This window comes from Nocardia implantans, from assembly GCF_035544775.1.
GTDB classification, from domain to species: Bacteria; Actinomycetota; Actinomycetes; order Mycobacteriales; family Mycobacteriaceae; genus Nocardia; species Nocardia implantans.
In genome coordinates this window covers 82690-98550 of sequence record NZ_JAYKYQ010000012.1, presented here as the reverse complement: position 1 = coordinate 98550, position 15861 = coordinate 82690, and the positions used below count along the sequence as shown (strand labels likewise).

The 15861-nt window shown below is 68.1% G+C and carries 14 protein-coding genes, 1 tRNA gene and 1 pseudogene; 4 read left to right on the top strand and 12 right to left on the bottom strand.

Going from position 1 to position 15861, the window contains the following annotated elements; translation table 11 throughout:
• Nucleotides 1-46 precede the first annotated feature (46 nt).
• Together U3653_RS26345 and trxA are read left to right on the top strand one after the other, a co-directional pair.
• Nucleotides 47-577 (top strand): 2'-5' RNA ligase family protein, encoded by a 531-nt coding sequence (locus U3653_RS26345; protein ID WP_195082752.1) that lies wholly within the window; start codon nucleotides 47-49, stop codon nucleotides 575-577.
• A 47-nt stretch (nucleotides 578-624) separates the two neighbouring features.
• Nucleotides 625-996 (top strand): thioredoxin, encoded by a 372-nt coding sequence (gene trxA, locus U3653_RS26340; RefSeq protein ID WP_067808360.1) that lies wholly within the window; start codon nucleotides 625-627, stop codon nucleotides 994-996.
• Nucleotides 997-1149: 153 nt separating this feature from the next.
• Here the strand turns inward: trxA and U3653_RS26335 are convergent, their stop codons facing one another.
• A complete protein-coding gene (locus U3653_RS26335) occupies nucleotides 1150-1560 on the bottom strand; it encodes a 2-isopropylmalate synthase (protein WP_324722480.1) in 411 nt (136 codons plus the stop codon).
• A 454-nt stretch (nucleotides 1561-2014) separates the two neighbouring features.
• Here U3653_RS26335 and U3653_RS26330 point away from each other — a divergent pair, with 454 nt between their 5' ends.
• Entirely contained in the window at nucleotides 2015-2329 is a 315-nt protein-coding gene (locus U3653_RS26330) for a DUF6191 domain-containing protein (protein WP_195082750.1), read from the top strand.
• A gap of 60 nt (nucleotides 2330-2389) precedes the next feature.
• Here U3653_RS26330 and U3653_RS26325 read toward each other — a convergent pair whose 3' ends face one another.
• The 9 genes and pseudogenes from U3653_RS26325 to U3653_RS26285 all read right to left on the bottom strand — a co-directional run bounded on the left by U3653_RS26325 (nucleotide 2390) and on the right by U3653_RS26285 (nucleotide 14086).
• Nucleotides 2390-2884, bottom strand: coding sequence for a beta-class carbonic anhydrase (locus tag U3653_RS26325; RefSeq protein WP_195082749.1), 495 nt, complete (start codon nucleotides 2882-2884; stop codon nucleotides 2390-2392).
• Nucleotides 2885-3084: 200 nt separating this feature from the next.
• Entirely contained in the window at nucleotides 3085-5859 is a 2775-nt protein-coding gene (gene polA, locus U3653_RS26320; RefSeq protein ID WP_195082748.1) for a DNA polymerase I, read from the bottom strand.
• A gap of 87 nt (nucleotides 5860-5946) precedes the next feature.
• Nucleotides 5947-7623 carry a DUF885 domain-containing protein gene (locus U3653_RS26315; RefSeq protein WP_324722482.1) on the bottom strand — a complete coding sequence of 559 codons (1677 nt, stop codon included), beginning with the start codon at nucleotides 7621-7623 and terminating at the stop codon, nucleotides 5947-5949.
• 65 nt (nucleotides 7624-7688) lie between these two features.
• A complete protein-coding gene (locus U3653_RS26310) occupies nucleotides 7689-8384 on the bottom strand; it encodes an ABC transporter ATP-binding protein (RefSeq protein ID WP_323124502.1) in 696 nt (231 codons plus the stop codon).
• A 171-nt stretch (nucleotides 8385-8555) separates the two neighbouring features.
• Nucleotides 8556-9500, bottom strand: a pseudogene (locus tag U3653_RS26305) (ABC transporter ATP-binding protein); the annotation flags it as partial.
• The gene (locus tag U3653_RS26300) at nucleotides 9497-10915 is read right to left on the bottom strand and encodes a branched-chain amino acid ABC transporter permease (RefSeq protein ID WP_195082745.1); all 1419 of its coding nucleotides are present in this window, start codon (nucleotides 10913-10915) and stop codon (nucleotides 9497-9499) included. The pseudogene U3653_RS26305 and the gene U3653_RS26300, both read right to left, overlap by 4 nt.
• Nucleotides 10912-11949: a branched-chain amino acid ABC transporter permease gene (locus tag U3653_RS26295; protein WP_195082744.1), complete on the bottom strand. Its 1038-nt coding sequence runs from the start codon at nucleotides 11947-11949 to the stop codon at nucleotides 10912-10914. The genes U3653_RS26300 and U3653_RS26295 overlap by 4 nt, the downstream gene beginning before the upstream one ends.
• A gap of 93 nt (nucleotides 11950-12042) precedes the next feature.
• Nucleotides 12043-13284 (bottom strand): branched-chain amino acid ABC transporter substrate-binding protein, encoded by a 1242-nt coding sequence (locus tag U3653_RS26290; protein ID WP_397071261.1) that lies wholly within the window; start codon nucleotides 13282-13284, stop codon nucleotides 12043-12045.
• Nucleotides 13285-13468: 184 nt separating this feature from the next.
• Nucleotides 13469-14086, bottom strand: a complete 618-nt coding sequence (locus tag U3653_RS26285) for an ANTAR domain-containing response regulator (RefSeq protein WP_039797267.1) — start codon at nucleotides 14084-14086, stop codon at nucleotides 13469-13471.
• Nucleotides 14087-14312: 226 nt separating this feature from the next.
• Here U3653_RS26285 and U3653_RS26280 point away from each other — a divergent pair.
• Nucleotides 14313-14399 (top strand) — tRNA-Leu (locus U3653_RS26280).
• 42 nt (nucleotides 14400-14441) lie between these two features.
• Here U3653_RS26280 and U3653_RS26275 read toward each other — a convergent pair.
• The gene (locus U3653_RS26275; RefSeq protein WP_195082742.1) at nucleotides 14442-15653 is read right to left on the bottom strand and encodes a tyrosine-type recombinase/integrase; all 1212 of its coding nucleotides are present in this window, start codon (nucleotides 15651-15653) and stop codon (nucleotides 14442-14444) included.
• Nucleotides 15653-15859, bottom strand: coding sequence for a helix-turn-helix transcriptional regulator (locus U3653_RS26270; protein WP_195082741.1), 207 nt, complete (start codon nucleotides 15857-15859; stop codon nucleotides 15653-15655). Before U3653_RS26270 ends, U3653_RS26275 begins: the two co-directional genes overlap by 1 nt.
• Between the last annotated feature and the right edge of the window lie 2 nt (nucleotides 15860-15861).

The window sequence follows — 15861 nt, the reverse complement described above, 5'->3', positions numbered from 1 at the left end:
GGAACCGGCCCGCGGACACGCCGGTTGCGGCTACCTTCGGGGGACCATGGTGCAGTCGGTCGAACTACTGCTCGACGAGGCCGCCGACGCGGAGATCCGCCGCCAGTGGCAGCTGCTGGCGGAAGCGGGCGTGCCGAGTCTCGCCGCGCGCGGCGACGCGTCGAATCGTCCGCACATCACCGCCGGGGTGGCCAGGCAGATCTGGCCGCGCATCGAGCAGGCGCTGGACGAGCTGGCCGTCGCGCCGATCCCCGTCCGGCTCGGCGGGCTGGTGGTCTTCGGCGCCCGCCGCCCCATTCTGGTCCGGCTGGTGGTCCCGTCCGAGGCGCTGCTCGCCCTGCACCGCCGGATCTTCCACACGATCTCCTCGTGCCCCGGCGTTCCGGCCAACCTGCATCCGGACGCGTGGACTCCGCACATCACCCTCGCCAGGCGGGTGCCTCCGCTCCAGCTCGGCGAGGCCGTCCACGCCGTCGCCCGGGACCGGGATTTCTCCGCGACGGTGGTGGGTATCCGTCGATGGGACGGGGATCAGCGGCGCGAGTGGCCGGTCGGCCGGGTCCGCCGTGGAAGATAACCGGAGCAGCCCGCGTTATAGCGAGCACACCGAAACGAGAGGACGTCATGGCCACCCAGACGCTGACCCAGCACAATTTCGATGAGGTAGTCACCGGGAACGACGTGGTACTCGTCGATTTCTGGGCCGATTGGTGCGGTCCGTGCAAGAGCTTCGCACCGACTTTCGAGGCCTCCTCCGACAAGCACCCCGACGTGGTGCACGGAAAGGTCGACACCGAATCCGAGCAGGGCCTCGCGGCGGCCGCCAACATCCGCTCCATCCCGACCATCATGGCTTTCCGGGAGGGCGTGCTGGTGTTCGCGCAGCCCGGCGCGCTGCCGCCCGCGGCGCTCGAGGATCTGGTGACCCAGGTCAAGGCACTGGACATGGACGAGGTGCGCAAGCAACTCGCCGAGCAGCAGCAGGCTGGACAGTGATCCGCGCGGCGCGGTGAACCACCGCGCCGCAAGGGAATTCATTCGGGCCCGGATACGGACACGCGGAAGCGGCAGTCCGTGTCCGGGCCCGCTGCGCGTCCGGGGCCGGGCGCACCCTCAGGGCGGCATGCCCCGAGGGTGCGATGCCCCGAGTCAGGACGCGCCGAGCAGGTTGACGCCCGCGATCATGGCGCGGACGGTCGACTCGGCGCCGTCGTCCGCGATCGCCGCGCCCCAGCCGCGCCTGCCGTTGCATTCGCACTGCACGAAGGTGGCGGTGCCGTCGGCGGTGCGCCGCTGGTGGAACTGCAGGATCTCGACGGGGTAGCCCTCGTCGTAGAGGGCAGAGGTCATCGCCGCGACAGGGTTGCCGGTGGCGACGACGCTCCGCAGATGCCCGGCGAACTCCAGCGTGGCGGTGAACTCCGCGGTCCGCGTGCCGGCGGGCGACCACTCGCCGAGCCGGATCGGTCCGCCGTGCGCGCAGTAGCGGCTGTGGAATTCCGCCGAGGTCAGCCCGGCGGCTTCGGCGCGTAGGCCCTTGGGGGCGGCGGCGTGGAACATGTCTGTATCAAGAGTCAGGATGGTCATTGAAAGTAGGTCTTCCCGAAGAATGTCGTGGCTCAGTTGACAGAGGGGACCAGCACTAACAAGTGGTTTTTGCCCGCAGCGAGGGGGCCGGCCCGAATCAGACCCCGCTACGGCGGGCTACTACGAGGACTCGGGGAAGCGACGCCACCATCGCGGTGAGCGGAAGTAGCTCGGCGCGAACCTCGGGCACGGAGGCGGTAGCCTGCGCGGCCACGGAGGGCCCGATGAGCGACGCCGAAAGCAGAGCGCTGTCGCGGTCTGCGACGTGGAGCGCTGCGCTGCGGCGGTCGGCGGGATTCGGCACGGGATCGAGGATAGGGACATCGCGACGCAATAGCAACCACATACGATGCCCGATTTGTCTACTGGCGAGTACCATCGTCGCAGTTCAGGACGGCGCAGCCCGGCGGAGGCTAGCGTCGGTGACATGGGTCTCCTCGTGGCGCCGACCATCCCGGGTCTGGCCGTCCTGCTCATCCTGCTGGCCTTCGCCGAAGTCGCCTGGAACAAGCTCACCGGCGGCCGCGCGCTGCCCTGGACCCGCGAGCGGTCGGGGATCCCGGTCGCCGCGGCGGGGTTCGAAGAGGTCACGGCGGTTTTCCAGGGCGGCGAACACCACGAGTTCGAACAGCGGATGACGACGCTGATGCACCGGGAGGACTCCTCCGCGGGCGCGCCGCCGCGCGACGAGGTGGACCTCGGCGCGGCGTCGGCGCGGCGGATCGCGCGGCGACCGTCGTGAAACGCCGTGAGATCCGGGCGATCGCACCCGGATCTCACTGCGGCAGTGTGGTTTTCGCCCCTACGCGGGCAGCACCTCGTTCAGCTTGCCGGTGGCGACGTCGAAGACGAAGCCGCGGATCGAGTCCTTGTGCGGCACGAACGGGCTGGCGACGATGCGCGCGATCGATTGGCGCACATCGGTTTCCAGATCCGAGAAGGCCTCCGCCGCCCACTCGGGCTTGATGCCGGTCTCCTCCTGGATGCTCGCCTTGAAGTCGTCGTCGGTGAAGGTGAGCATGCCGCAGTCGGTGTGGTGGATCAGGATGATCTCCCTGGTGCCGAGCAGCCGCTGGCTGATGGCCAGCGAGCGGATCTCGTCGGCGGTGACGACACCGCCCGCGTTGCGGATGACGTGCGCCTCGCCCTCGGCGAGGCCGAGCGCGCCGTAGACATTGAGCCGCGCGTCCATGCACGCGACCACGGCCACGCCCTTCGCGGGCGGCAGCGGCAGCGGGCCCTGGAAGGTGCTCGCGTATGCCGCGTTGTTCTGCAGGTACTCATCGGTGACAGTCATGGGCCATCCCCTGCGCTCGGTATGCGTGAATCCCTATGTATGACCAGCCCCACGGTAGGTGGCCGCGCGGCATGGGACATGGGTCCCGTTCACCGTGATTCGTTTACTTGCGCGCGGTGGCCCGATGATAGCTCTCCGGATGCCGGATGCCGGGCCCGTGCGGTGGGGCCCGGCATGTCGGTGCGACGCGCTCGCGCCGGTCAGTGCGCGGCGGAGTCCCAGCTGCGCCCGACGCCGACCGAGACCTCCAGCGGCACCGACAGCGCGATCGCCGCGGACATCTGCTCGCGCGCGAGCGCCTCCAGCGTCTCCCGCTCCCCGTCGGCGACCTCGAACAGCAGTTCGTCGTGGATCTGCAACAGCATCCTGGAGCGCAGGCCCGCCTCTCGCATCGCCCGGTGCACGTTGATCATCGCCACCTTGATGATGTCGGCCGCGGTGCCCTGGATGGGCGCGTTGAGCGCCATCCGTTCGGCGGCCTCCCGCCGCTGCCGGTTGCTGGAGTCCAGATCGGGCAGGTAGCGGCGGCGGCCGAACAGCGTCTCGGTGTAGCCGACCTTGCGCGCCTGCTCCACCACCTCGTAGAGGTAGTCGCGGATGCGGCCGAAGCGGGCGAAGTAGACCTCCATCTGCTCCTTCGCCTCGGTGGTGCTGATCTTCAGCTGCGCGGACAGGCCGTAGGAACTCAACCCGTAGGCCAGGCCGTAGGACATCGCCTTGATCCGGCGGCGCAATTCCGGGGAGACCTCGGAGATCGGGATGTCGAACGCCTTCGACGCCACGAAGCTGTGCAGGTCCTCTCCCGAGTTGAACGCCTCGATCAGTCCCTCGTCCCCGGACAGGTGGGCCATGATCCGCATCTCGATCTGGCTGTAGTCGGCGGTCATCAGCGACTCGTAGCCGGAGCCGACCACGAAGGTGTCACGGATCTGCCTGCCGGTGTCGGTGCGGATCGGAATGTTCTGCAGGTTCGGTTCGGTCGAGGACAACCGGCCGGTGGCCGCGATCGTCTGGTTGAACGTGGTGTGGATGCGACCGTCCTCGGCGACGCATTTGAGCAGGCCGTCGACGGTGACCTTCAGGCGGGTGGCGTCGCGGTGCGCGAGCAGATGTTCCAGGAACGCGTGCTGGGTCTTCTCGTAGAGCGATTCCAGGGCGTCCGCGTCGGTGGTGTAGCCGGTCTTGGTGCGTTTGGTCTTCGGCATGTCCAGCTCGTCGAACAGCACAACCTGCAACTGCTTGGGCGAGCCGAGGTTGATCTGCTTGCCGATCACCTCGTAGGCCGCCTCGGCCGCCTCGGCGACCCGGTCGGCGAACTGCCGCTGCAACGTCGCGAGCTGGTCGGTGTCCACCGCGATGCCCGCCGCCTCCAAGGTGGACAGCACACCCAGCAGCGGCAGTTCCATGTCCGCCAGCAGCGGGGTGGACTCGATCTGGGCCAGTTCCCCGTCGAGCGCGTCGGCCAGGTCGGCGACGGCACGCGCGCGCAGCATCTGCGCCCGCGCCAGCTCCGCGTCGGCGGCGTCCTCGTCGTCCAGCAGCGACAGCTGCGCGGTGTCGCCGGTCTCGGCGCGCAGCTCCCGGTGCAGGTAGCGCAGCGACAGGTCGTCGAGGTTGAACGTGCGCTGGCCGGGACGCACCAGATACGCCGCCAGCGCGGTGTCGCTGGTGAGCCCGCCGAGCGTCCACCCGCGCCCGCGCAGGGCGTGCAGGGCGGACTTGGCCTCGTGCAGCGCCTTCGGCACGGCCGGGTCGGCCAGCCAGGCGCCCAGCGCCGCCTCGTCCTCGGGGGTGAGCACCGTGACGTCGATGTAGCCGCTCTCGCCGTCACCCGCGGCGATGGCGAGCGCGCGCACGTCGCCACCGGCGGGCGAGCCGGTGCCGACGATCGAGACACCATGGCGCACACCGGCTTTCGCGTGCTCGGCGAGCCAGTCGGCGACCGCGCCGATCTCCAGTGCGCCGCCGCTGATCTCGAAACCGGCTTCGGCCTCCGGCTCCGGCGGAGCCAGCGTCTCGAACAGCCGGTCGCGCAGCACCCGGAACTCGAGATCGTCGAACAGCTGATGGATCTTCTCGCGATCCCACGGTCCCTGCGCCAGCTGGTCGGGGGTGTAGGGCAGCGGCACCTCCCGCATCAGCTCGGTGAGCTGCCGGTTGAGCACCACGCTGCTCAGGTTGGCCCGCAGCGCGTCGCCGACCTTGCCCTTCACCTGGTCGACCTTCTCGACCAGGGTGTTCAGGTCGCCGTACTCGCGGATCCACTTCGCCGCGGTCTTCTCCCCCACGCCGGGGATGCCGGGCAGGTTGTCGCTCGGGTCGCCGCGCAGCGCCGCGTAGTCGGGGTACTGGCCGGGCGTGAGGCCGTACTTGGCCATCACCTCGTCGGGGGTGAACCGGGTGAGGTCCGAGACGCCCTTGCGCGGGTACAGCACGGTGACGTTCTCGTTCACCAGCTGGATGGAGTCCCGGTCGCCGGTGACGATGAGGACGCGGAAACCAGCGGCAGTCGCCTGCGTGGTGAGCGTGGCGATGATGTCGTCGGCCTCGAAGCCCTCGATCGCCATCACCGGGATGCCCAGCGCGCCCAGCACGTCCTTGGTGAGCTCGACCTGGCCGCGGAACTCGTCCGGCGTGGCATTGCGGTTGGCCTTGTACTCCGGATACGCCTCGGCGCGGAAGGTCTGGCGCGAGACGTCGAACGCCGCGGCCACGTGCGTCGGCTTCTCATCGCGCAGCAGGTTGATCAGCATCGCGGTGAAGCCGTAGACCGCGTTGGTGGTCTGCCCGGTGACCGTCTTGAAATTCTCCGCCGGTAGCGCGAAGAACGCGCGATAGGCGATCGAATGCCCGTCCAGCAACAGCAGCGTCGGCCGGTCTCCCGAGCCGGGATCGCCGGAGCCGGACGCGGGGGCAGGACGCGGAGCGGTCGTGGGTGAACTCACGCCCCAGAGTCTAGGGACCGGCACCGACATGGCGATACGCCGACACCCGGCAGCCGCGGCCGCCGGGACCGGATCGCGGTTCGCGGGGCGCGCGACCGGCGATCGCGCCCCGCGCCGTCACAGCGTGCCCGCCAGTTCGCGCAGCACCGGCAGGCTCACCGAGCCGGAGCCGAGCACCACGTCGTGGAAGGCCTTGATGTCGAAGCCTGCGCCGAGCCGCTCGGTGGCCGCCACCCGCTGGCGCAGGATCTCCAGCTGCCCGATCTTGTAGCCGACCGCCTGCCCCGGCATGGCGATGTAGCGGTCCACCTCCACGGTGATCTCGGCCAGCCCGACCGGCGCGTTGGCCACCATGAAATCGATGGCCTGTTGCCTGCTCCAGCCTTTCGCGTGCAGGCCGGTGTCGACCACCAACCGGCAGGAACGCCAGGAATCGCCCGCCAGCATGCCCAGGCGGCCGAGATCGTCCTCGTACAAACCCATCTCGTCGGCCAGCCGCTCGGTGTAGAGCGCCCAGCCCTCGACGAACGCGGTGTTGGCGAAGGACTGGCGCTGGAAGCGCGGCAGGTGGTCGAGTTCGTTGGCGATGGTGAGCTGCAGATGGTGACCGGGAATCGCCTCGTGGTAGGCCACCGACGCGGTCTCGAAGCGTCCACGACCGGTGGGATGGTGCTGATTGACGAAGTACGTGCCCGGCCGCGAGCCGTCGGCGGCGGGCGGGAAGTAGTACGCCGCAGGCGAATCCGCGGCCAGGAACTCGGGCACCGGGACGATGTCGCAGGACTCCTTCGGCAGCCGGCCGAACCAGTTCCCCATTTCGGCGGTGGCCAGGGCGAGCGCGCGGCGGGCGTCGAACATGATCTGCTCGGCGTCGTCGTAGCGCAGGGCGGGATCGTCGCGCAGCCGGGCGAAGATCTCGCCGAGATCGCCGGTGCCGAACAGCCGCGCGCCCACCGTCGCGTACTCCTCGCGCAGCTTCGCCAGCTCGGTGCGGCCGAGTTCGTGGATCTCGTCGGCGCCGAGATCGGGCAGCGTGGTGTGGTGGCGCAGCAACCGCCGGTAGATGTCCTCGCCGTCGCCGCCGAGCCAGCACAGGCCCGGCTGGTCGTCGGGACGAGCGGCGGGCAGCAGTTCGTCGTACAGCGCGTCGCGGTAGACCTGGAATGCGGGCCGGATGACATCCCGCGTCACCTCGGCCAGTTCCGAACGCCACGCGGCCTCGCCGTCCCAGCCCTCCGGACCGGCGAAGGTGACGAACGGGTCGGCGGCCACGTCGGAATCCAGGTAGCCGTCCAGCTGGTTGAGCGAGCGCTCGATGGCGATCCGCGCGGGCGTGCGGCCCGCGGCCAGCCCCGCCCGGAACCGCTCGACGGCCTGGCCGAGCATGTCCCCGAACTGGCGGTAGCGGCGCACCAGCGCCAGCGCGTGCTCCGGCCGCGGCGCGTTCGTCTGCGGCGCCACCATCAGCACGCCGGCGTGCACGCCGTTCATCTGATCGGAGGCCAGCTCCATCGGCCGCCATTCCAGGTGCTCGACCGCGCCGCTCAATTCGGTGCGCAGCAGGCTACGGGTGATGCGGTCGGCCTGGCCGAGCCGTTCGGCGTCGAGCGCGTCGACCGCCCGCAGCAGCTCGCGCCAGGTCGACAGCAGCCGCTGTTCGGCCTCGACGGACAGATCCTCGATCCGATCGTCGAAGCGGCGGTCGCCGAGCAGGGTCGCCTCGCTCGGCGCCGCCTCGAGCACGCTGTCCCAGTACCGCTCGGCCAAGCTCATCAGCTCGTCGTGACCATCCATGGTCACGATCATGCCTCGAGCCGGGCCGCGCGGCACCGGACTCGGCTGCGCGCCGGGTGGGGAGGTCAACCCACGCCGAGATACGCCGATTTCACCGCGGGATCGGTGAGCAATTCCGCGCCGCGCCCGGTTTTGGTGACCTCGCCGGTTTCCATGATGTAGGCGCGGTCGCTGCGGGCCAGCGCCTGCTGCGCGTTCTGCTCCACCAGCAGCACCGTGGTGCCCTGCTGGTTGATCTCGCCGATGATCCGGAAGATCTGCTGGATCACCATGGGCGCCAACCCCATCGACGGCTCGTCGAGCAACAGCAGCCGCGGCCGCGCCATCAGCGCGCGGGCGATGGCAAGCATCTGCTGCTCACCGCCGGAGAGCGTGCCGCCGACCTGCTTGCGCCGCTCGAGCAACCGGGGAAACAGCTCGAACACCCACTCCAAGGTCCGCTCGTACTCCGCCTTCTGCTTGAAACCTCGTCCATAGCAACCCATGTCGAGGTTTTCCTGCACCGTCATGCCGGGGAAGACACCCCGCCCCTCCGGCGCTTGGATCAACCCGTGCAGCACCCGTTCGTGCGCCTTCATCCGGGTGATGTCGCGGCCCTCGAACAGGATCCGGCCCCGGGTCAGCGGCAGCAGGCCGGACATCGCACGCATCGTGGTCGTCTTCCCCGCGCCGTTGGCGCCGAGCAGGGTGACCAGCTCGCCCTCCGCGACCGTCAGCGAGATCCCGTGCAGCGCTTGGATTCTGCCGTAGTTGACGACCATGTCCTCGACTTCCAGCAGCGGCGCGCCCGCGGCGGGCTCGCGCGTCGCCTCCGTCCCCGGCGCTGTCACCACCGCAGCTTCGGCCGACACATCCGGCTCGGGGCCGGACGCCGCGTCATCCCCGGGCACGTCGTGTTCGCTTGCGTCGGTGCGGGTTTCGACCGCATCGATATCCGGCACGCCGAGGTACGCGGCGATCACGGCGGGGTTGTCGCGGATGTCGGCGGGCAGTCCGTCGGCGATCTTGCGGCCGAACTCCAGCACCACGATCCGGTCGGTCACGCCCATGACCAGCCGCATGTCGTGCTCGATCAGCAGCACGGTGAACCCGTCGTCGCGGATCTTGCGGATCAGGTCCATGAGCGCGGACTTCTCGCTCGGATTGAACCCGGCCGCAGGCTCGTCCAGGCACAGCAGCTTCGGCTCGGTGGCCAGCGCCCGGGCGATCTCCAGGCGGCGCTGATCGCCGTAGGAGAGGTTGCGCGCCTTCTCCACCGCGCGCGGGGCGATCCCGACGAACTCCAGCAGCGCCATGCCGCGCTCGATGGCGTCGCGTTCCTCGCGCCGATGCCGCGGCGTACGGAACACCGCGCCCGGCACCGAGGTCTTGTGCCGCGCGTCGGTGCCGACCACGACGTTCTCCAGCGCGGTCATCTCACCGAACAGGCGCACGTTCTGGAACGTGCGGGCGATGCCGAGGCGGGTGATCGCGTTGCGCTTGGTCTTGGTCAGCGGTTTGCCGTCGAAGTACACCAGTCCGGCGGCGGGCTGGTAGACGCCGGTGATCGCGTTGAAGCAGGTGGTCTTGCCCGCGCCGTTGGGCCCGATGAGACCGAGGATCTCGCCGCGGCGGATCTCGAAGCTCACCTGATCCAGAGCGGTGAGACCGCCGAATTTCACCGTGAGGCCCTCGGTGCGCAGCAGCGGCTCACCCACCGCGGTCTCGATATCGCGGTGCGGGGCGACCACTTCCGCGACGGTCGCCGCGTCGGCGAGTTCCGGGATCACCTGGGTGACGTCGACCGTGCCCGCCGACTCGGCCTCCGGTTCGGCCGCGTAGCCCGCGGCCATGTCCTCGTTGTCGAACAGCGCGTCACCCGCGCTCGGCCCGGTCATCGGCCCGCTCCGATCGGTTCGGCCGCGGCCGGTCTGCGCACGGCCTGGTACACCTGCCTGCCATAGGTGAGCAGCTTCTGCCGCACCGGGAACAGACCCTGCGGACGCAGAATCATCATCACCACCAACGCGATACCGAAGTACAGATATTTGAGGTCGCCCAGCGACTGCGCGCCGCCCTTGCGGAACAGCAGCACGCTGCCGAGCAACAGCAGCGCCAGTACGCCGGTCACCACCATCGCGGTGACGACTCCGCGCCGCGGCCACACTCCCAGCCGACCGGACCACAACCGCCACGCGACGATCAACGCGACGAACACCGCGACATCGATCGCCAGCAGGACGTAGCCGGTCGACTCGTTGCTCACCAGGTTCACCGATTGCAACCGCGCGGGCAGATAGGCGATGACGAACGCGCCGAAGATCACCCCGAGCTTGTTGCCCTGCCCGCCGATGACCACCGCGCACAGGAACAGCATCGAGTTGATGATGTTGAAGCCGGTGGGATTGATGAACTGCACCTGCCCGGCGTAGATCGCGCCGGACATGCCGCCCACCGCGGCGCCGATCATGAACGCCCACAACTTGAACTTGAAGGTCGGTACGCCCATGATCTCGGCCGCGTCCTCGTCCTCGCGGATGGCGACCCAGGCGCGGCCGACGCGGCTGCGTTCCAGGTTCCCGACCACCAGCAGCACGATCACCACCAGCGCCATGCCGAACCAGTACCAATAGGTGCCGTAGCTGGCGCGGTCGAGCAGGTTGGCGCTGTCCGGGTCGCCAGGGTTTCCGCCGGAGAACACGCCCTCCGGCCTGCTCGCGGACTCGCCGACGTGCGGGTAGGCGACACCCGACAGGCCTAGGCTGCCGTTGGTGAGCTCGGTCAGGTTCTCCGCGAGCAGCCGGACGATCTCACCGAAGCCGAGCGTCACGATCGCCAGGTAGTCGCCGCGCAGCCGCAGCGTCGGCGAACCGAGGATCAGGCCGGACACCGCGGTCACCGCGACCGCGATCGGCAGGCACGCCAGCCAGGCCCACTTCGGATCGAGCCAGCCGCCGTCGGTCTGGTTCCACGGGCTGTTCGGGCTGGTGAGCAGGCCGACGGTGTAGGCGCCGACGGCGTAGAAACCGACGTAGCCGAGATCGAGCAGGCCCGCCTGCCCGACCACCACGTTGAGGCCGATGGCCAGCAGCGCGTACATCGCCACTTGCGCCATCACCAGGCCGAAGTTGTAGGAAGGAGTGTTCAGCAGCGGCGGCGGGAACAGCGGAAGCAGCGCGAGCAGCAGCAGGATCGGGACGCCGACGCCCCATTGCGCGGGCCTGCTCAGGCCGTCCCACCAGGTGCGGATCGCGTCGCCGACGCCGCGGCGCGCGGTGTCCGGCGTGGCCGCCGTCTTGGTCGTGTCGGTCATGCGCGCGCCCTTCCGAGACTCTCGCCGAGGATGCCGGTCGGGCGAACCATCAGCACCAGGACGAGCACCACGAACGCGACCACGTCGCGCCACTCGGTGCCGAACAGGATTTGGCCGTACTGCTCCACCACGCCGAGCACCAGTCCGCCCAGCAGCGCGCCGCGCAGATTGCCGATGCCGCCGAGCACCGCGGCGCTGAACGCTTTGATACCGAGAATGAATCCGCCGGAGTAGATGATCCCGTTCGGGATCTTCAGCGTGTACAGCATCGCCGCCGCGCCCGCGAGCACACCGCCGATGAGGAAGGTCAGCATGATGACCCGCTCCCGCGAGACGCCCATCAGCGTCGCGGTGTCGGGATCCTGCGCCACGGCGCGGATACCGCGCCCGAACTTGGTCCGGTTGATCAGCACTTCGGTGGCGATCGCCAGCGCCACGGCGGCGATCACGATGAGCAGCATGATGTTGGTGACCTCGGCGCCGCCGAAGCCGAACTGCACGGTGGGCTCGACGAGCCGGATGGCCTGCTGCGCGTTGGTGCCGCCGAGATCGGGACGGATCTTCGGCAGCACGAAGTGCACCAGTTCCTGGAGGACGAACGACATGCCGATCGCGGTGATCAGGAAGGCCAGCGGTTTCGCGCCGCGCTTGCGCAGCGGGCGATAGGCCACCCGCTCCAATCCGACTGCCGCGCCGCCGGACACGAGCATGCCCACGACCATCGCCAGACCCAGATACACGACGGTGAGCACCACCCCCTGGCTGTACACATCGGGGCTCGCGGTGAATCCGAAGATCATCAATCCGATCAACTGGCCGAACAACCCGAGCATGAAGATTTCCGAATGGGCGAAATTGATCAGCCGCAATACGCCGTACACCAGGGTGTAGCCGACGGCGACCAAGGCATAGATGGCGCCGTAGGTCACGCCGTCGACGGTCAGCCGCCAAAAATTATCGATCAGCGCCTCGTAGTTGAAGTCGATCGAGCCGGCCACGAGTTGTATCCCGGCGGCCGATGCCGTTTGTTTCATTTATTTCCGCCCTCATCCATTCGCCCACCGAACAACGGCACGTACGGGGATTCCGGCGAACCCCCGTACGTGCCGTGCGCCCGGGATCCGGGACTACTTGACCTCGTACACCCAGATCAGCGCATTCGACAGCTCACCGTTCGGGTTCCACTTGTACTGACGCGCGAGGCCGGCACCGTCGTACGTCCGCACATAATCGAGCAGGTCCGGACGGGTCACCTTCCCGCCGTCGATGCCCTTGGCCAGAATCGTGGTGAGGTCGTAGGCCTCCACCGAGTACACGCCCGGCGCCTGACCGTTGAGCGCCTCGTAATCCTTGGCGAACTTCTCCGGAGCGGGACCACACGGGCACGACAGCTTCGCACCCTTGGCCGCGCTGCCAGCCTGAGCGACGAACTGCGGGTCGTTGGTGCCGTCGGCGGAGACGAAGACCGCCTTCACGCCACCGGACTTCAACTGCTGCGCCAGCGGCGCCGCCTCGGAGTAGTAGCCGGAGTAGAAGATGGCGTCCGGATTCGCCGCCGCCACCTTGGTGACCGTCGCCGAGAAGTCCTTGTCGCCCTTCTTGATGCTGGCCGCGCACGCCGGGTCGGCCGCGGCGCCGAGGCCGTCGGTGATGGACTTCGCCAGGCCGGTGCCGTAGTCGGTGTTGTCCTGGATGACGCAGACCTTCTTGTATCCGGCACTGTTGACGAGGTACTTCGCCACCGACGGGCCCTGCACGTCGTCGTTGGCCAAGCCGCGGAAGAAGGTGGTCCAGCCGTTCTGGGTCAGCGTCGCGTTGGTGGCCGACGAGGTCACCGAGACCAGGCCCGCGTCGCTGAGGATCTTTCCGGTCGCCTTCGTCTCGCCGGAGAAGGCGGGACCGACCAGGCCGATGATCGAACGATCGTTGACGATCTGCGGGATCACCTGGGTGGCCTTCTGCGGGTCACCCTCGGTGTCGAACTGCTTCAGCTCGATCTTGCAGCCGGGGTTGGCTTTGTTGTGCTTGTCCAGGGCCAGCTTGACGCCGTTGACGATGTTGATGCCGAGCGCGGCGTCGGGGCCGGTCAGCGCACCCGCCATCGCGACGGCCGTGCCGGGCGCGCAGGTCGCCTTGCCGTCGCCGGCGGGATCGGCCGCCGTGGCCGCGTCGGCCTTCGGCACTTCCTTGCCCTGCTGGTCGACCTGCAGAAGCGGCTGGATGGACAGGCCGCCCGCCCCGTTGGTACCCGAGGAATCCGAACCGCTGCTGGTGGATTTGTCGCTACAACCGGTCAGCACCAGCGCGGCGGCGGCGCCGACGGCCACAACAGCTCGCGTCGAGCGCCTGCGCCATGTCGAACTAAGCACTTTGCACCTCATCTATGTTCTGTGCTCCCCCGGGGTCGCCGAGGAGGCCGACTCACATCAGCCCGGTCAGAACATAGCGTCGGTACGTTAGTTCCGCATCACATTCGGATCATGCGCGCGACATCGTTCCGAATTCTTGTTCACGACTACGTTTCGTTCGCGTAAATTCTTTCGCGACGCGCGGTCACTTCGGCGTCAGGTTCTCCAGCACCACCTCGGCGACCGCCTTCATCGTCGTGCGCCGGTCCATCGCGGTGCGCTGAATCCACTTGAACGCCTGCGGCTCCGAAAGGCCCTGCGTCTGCATCAGCACGCCCTTGGCGCGCTCGACCAGCTTGCGGGTCTCCAGCCGCTCGGCGAGATTGGCGACCTCGCTCTCCAGCGCGGTGATCTCGTGGAAGCGGCTGGCGGCCAATTCGATGGCAGGCACCAGATCCGATTTCGTAAACGGCTTCACCAGATAGGCCATCGCACCCGCGTCACGCGCCCGCTCCACCAGGTCACGCTGGCTGAACGCGGTCAGGATGACCACGGGGGCAACGCGTTTCGACGCGATCTCCGCCGCGGCGTCGATCCCGTCGCGGCGCGGCATCTTCACGTCCATGATGACCAGATCGGGCCGGTGCTCCACGGCGAGGTCGACCGCCTGCTGGCCGTCACCCGCCTCGCCGACCACCTGATAGCCCTCTTCGGTCAGCATCTCGACCAGATCCATGCGAATGAGCGCCTCGTCCTCGGCGACGACGACCCGCTTCGCCCCGGCGTCCTTCTTGGTGCCGGCGCCCCCAGCTGCTGTGCTCATAGGTAGACCCCTCTGGTTCCGATGCCCTGTACCCGACCCAACCAAAGGAAAGCCGCGCTCGCACGGGGACGAGCACGGGCCATCCCTCGGGCTGTCGAGTGATGTAAAGAGTACCTTTCACTTCGGCATAGAACGCATATACCCTGCGCAAACCGCCCCCCCGCGCCGCACGGACCAACCCATTTCCGTCTGCGCCACCCGACCGGCTATAGTTGCCATCCGGTGCGCCGGGTTGGCGGAACTGGCAGACGCGACGGTCTCAAAAACCGTTGTCCGAAAGGACGTGTGGGTTCGAGTCCCACACTCGGCACCAAGGTAGTGGGCGGTTTTCTCAACGCCGCCCACATTCCCCTCCTCACGCAGTCCGCAGATAGTCCGCAGCCGCCCTCGCTCCGGCGTCCATTCCATCGGCTACCACGTCCAGATCATCCGGGAACAGATGCCCGTAGAGGTCAAGCGTCAGGGTCGCGGTTTTGTGACCGAGCATCCGCTGAACGACCTTGATGTTCGCCCCGGCACTGATCGCCAGTGACGCCGCCGTGTGACGCAACCCATGCGGCACGACTCCGACGAGCCCCGCCTCCTTCGCCGCCTGGTCGAACACCCACCGGAACTCCGTCGAGGTGAGGTAGCCGCATTTGTGGCTCGGGAACACGAGCGCGTCCGGCCGACGACCGCTCAGAAGATTCGCCAGGTCCTTCGCCAGCGTGCCCGGCACAGGAACCGCCCGCGTGGTGTGGTTCTTCGTATCGGTCTCCACGATGCCCTTGCCCGTGACCCCGGTTGCCGAACGAGTGATGCGGATACGCCGCTGCTCAAGATCGACATTGGAAGTGCGCAGTGCGATCGCCTCGCCGAACCTGATCCCGGTATAGGCCAGGGTCAGGACCAACGGACGAAACCGGCCCGCCGCCATCGCCAGCCGCATCACCTCCACGTGCGTCAAGTACCGCCGCTCCCCCGCCATCATCGAAGGAAGGTCGATGTCCTCCGCTGGATTCGCTGCCAGACGTTTCGCCTTGATGGCGAACCTCAGAACCTGGCTGAGCACCTGGTAAGACTGGATAACTCGCGACGCCGACAAGCCACGCCCCTCGAATCGAGAACTCCCCGACTCCGACAGGGCGACCACCCACTCCTGAATGTCTTCGAATTCGATTTCTCGCAGCCGAACCTCGCCCCACCGCGGCAGCACGATCGTGTCGAGCAATGACCGGTATCCGGCGACAGTCTTCGGCTTGCGGAATTTCTTCGTGGCGAACCATTTCTCAGCGACGACCTCAAACAGCACGCCGCTACGGTCTGGGTCAACCCAGGTTCCCGTCACGACCTTGGTTGTCACGTCGCTATCGAGGAACTTCTGAGCGGCGGCCTTGGTGTCGAACGAGCGCGAGCGCTCCACGCCGTTCGGGTCGACGTACCGCGCCCGCCATCGCTTGCCCTTGCCGAAACGCTCGTCCGACTTGACCTTCTTCTTGGTCACCTTGCCGGTTTCCGGATCGACCTCAACGACGGTCGGATACCAGCGGTCCTCGATGCCCGCGCGGGGATTGCGCCGTGTTGCCATCAGGCAGCCTCACCGGAACCGGTCAACTTCTCCTGCTTCGCGATCCAGGCCAGCACGACCGACTTACGCCATACGCGCCGCCGCGGACCCAGCTTGAAGCTCGCCGGACCTGATCCGACGTGCGCCCACCACCGCCAAGTCGCTTCCGGAATCCCGGTCAGGGCCTCACAGTCTCTGGCCCGCAGGTAGATCTCTTCCTCGCTCATAT

Bases quoted from the DNA above. Each gene is read 5' to 3' on its own strand.
- U3653_RS26345 (WP_195082752.1), top strand. From the start codon at position 47: ATGGTGCAGTCGGTCGAACTACTGCTCGACGAGGCCGCCGACGCGGAG.
- trxA (WP_067808360.1), top strand. From the start codon at position 625: ATGGCCACCCAGACGCTGACCCAGCACAATTTCGATGAGGTAGTCACC.
- U3653_RS26335 (WP_324722480.1), bottom strand. From the start codon at position 1,560: ATGTTCCACGCCGCCGCCCCCAAGGGCCTACGCGCCGAAGCCGCCGGG.
- U3653_RS26330 (WP_195082750.1), top strand. From the start codon at position 2,015: ATGGGTCTCCTCGTGGCGCCGACCATCCCGGGTCTGGCCGTCCTGCTC.
- U3653_RS26325 (WP_195082749.1), bottom strand. From the start codon at position 2,884: ATGACTGTCACCGATGAGTACCTGCAGAACAACGCGGCATACGCGAGC.
- polA (WP_195082748.1), bottom strand. From the start codon at position 5,859: ATGTCGGTGCCGGTCCCTAGACTCTGGGGCGTGAGTTCACCCACGACC.
- U3653_RS26315 (WP_324722482.1), bottom strand. From the start codon at position 7,623: ATGGATGGTCACGACGAGCTGATGAGCTTGGCCGAGCGGTACTGGGAC.
- U3653_RS26310 (WP_323124502.1), bottom strand. From the start codon at position 8,384: ATGGTCGTCAACTACGGCAGAATCCAAGCGCTGCACGGGATCTCGCTG.
- U3653_RS26300 (WP_195082745.1), bottom strand. From the start codon at position 10,915: ATGACCGACACGACCAAGACGGCGGCCACGCCGGACACCGCGCGCCGC.
- U3653_RS26295 (WP_195082744.1), bottom strand. From the start codon at position 11,949: ATGAAACAAACGGCATCGGCCGCCGGGATACAACTCGTGGCCGGCTCG.
- U3653_RS26285 (WP_039797267.1), bottom strand. From the start codon at position 14,086: ATGAGCACAGCAGCTGGGGGCGCCGGCACCAAGAAGGACGCCGGGGCG.
- U3653_RS26275 (WP_195082742.1), bottom strand. From the start codon at position 15,653: ATGGCAACACGGCGCAATCCCCGCGCGGGCATCGAGGACCGCTGGTAT.
- U3653_RS26270 (WP_195082741.1), bottom strand. From the start codon at position 15,859: ATGAGCGAGGAAGAGATCTACCTGCGGGCCAGAGACTGTGAGGCCCTG.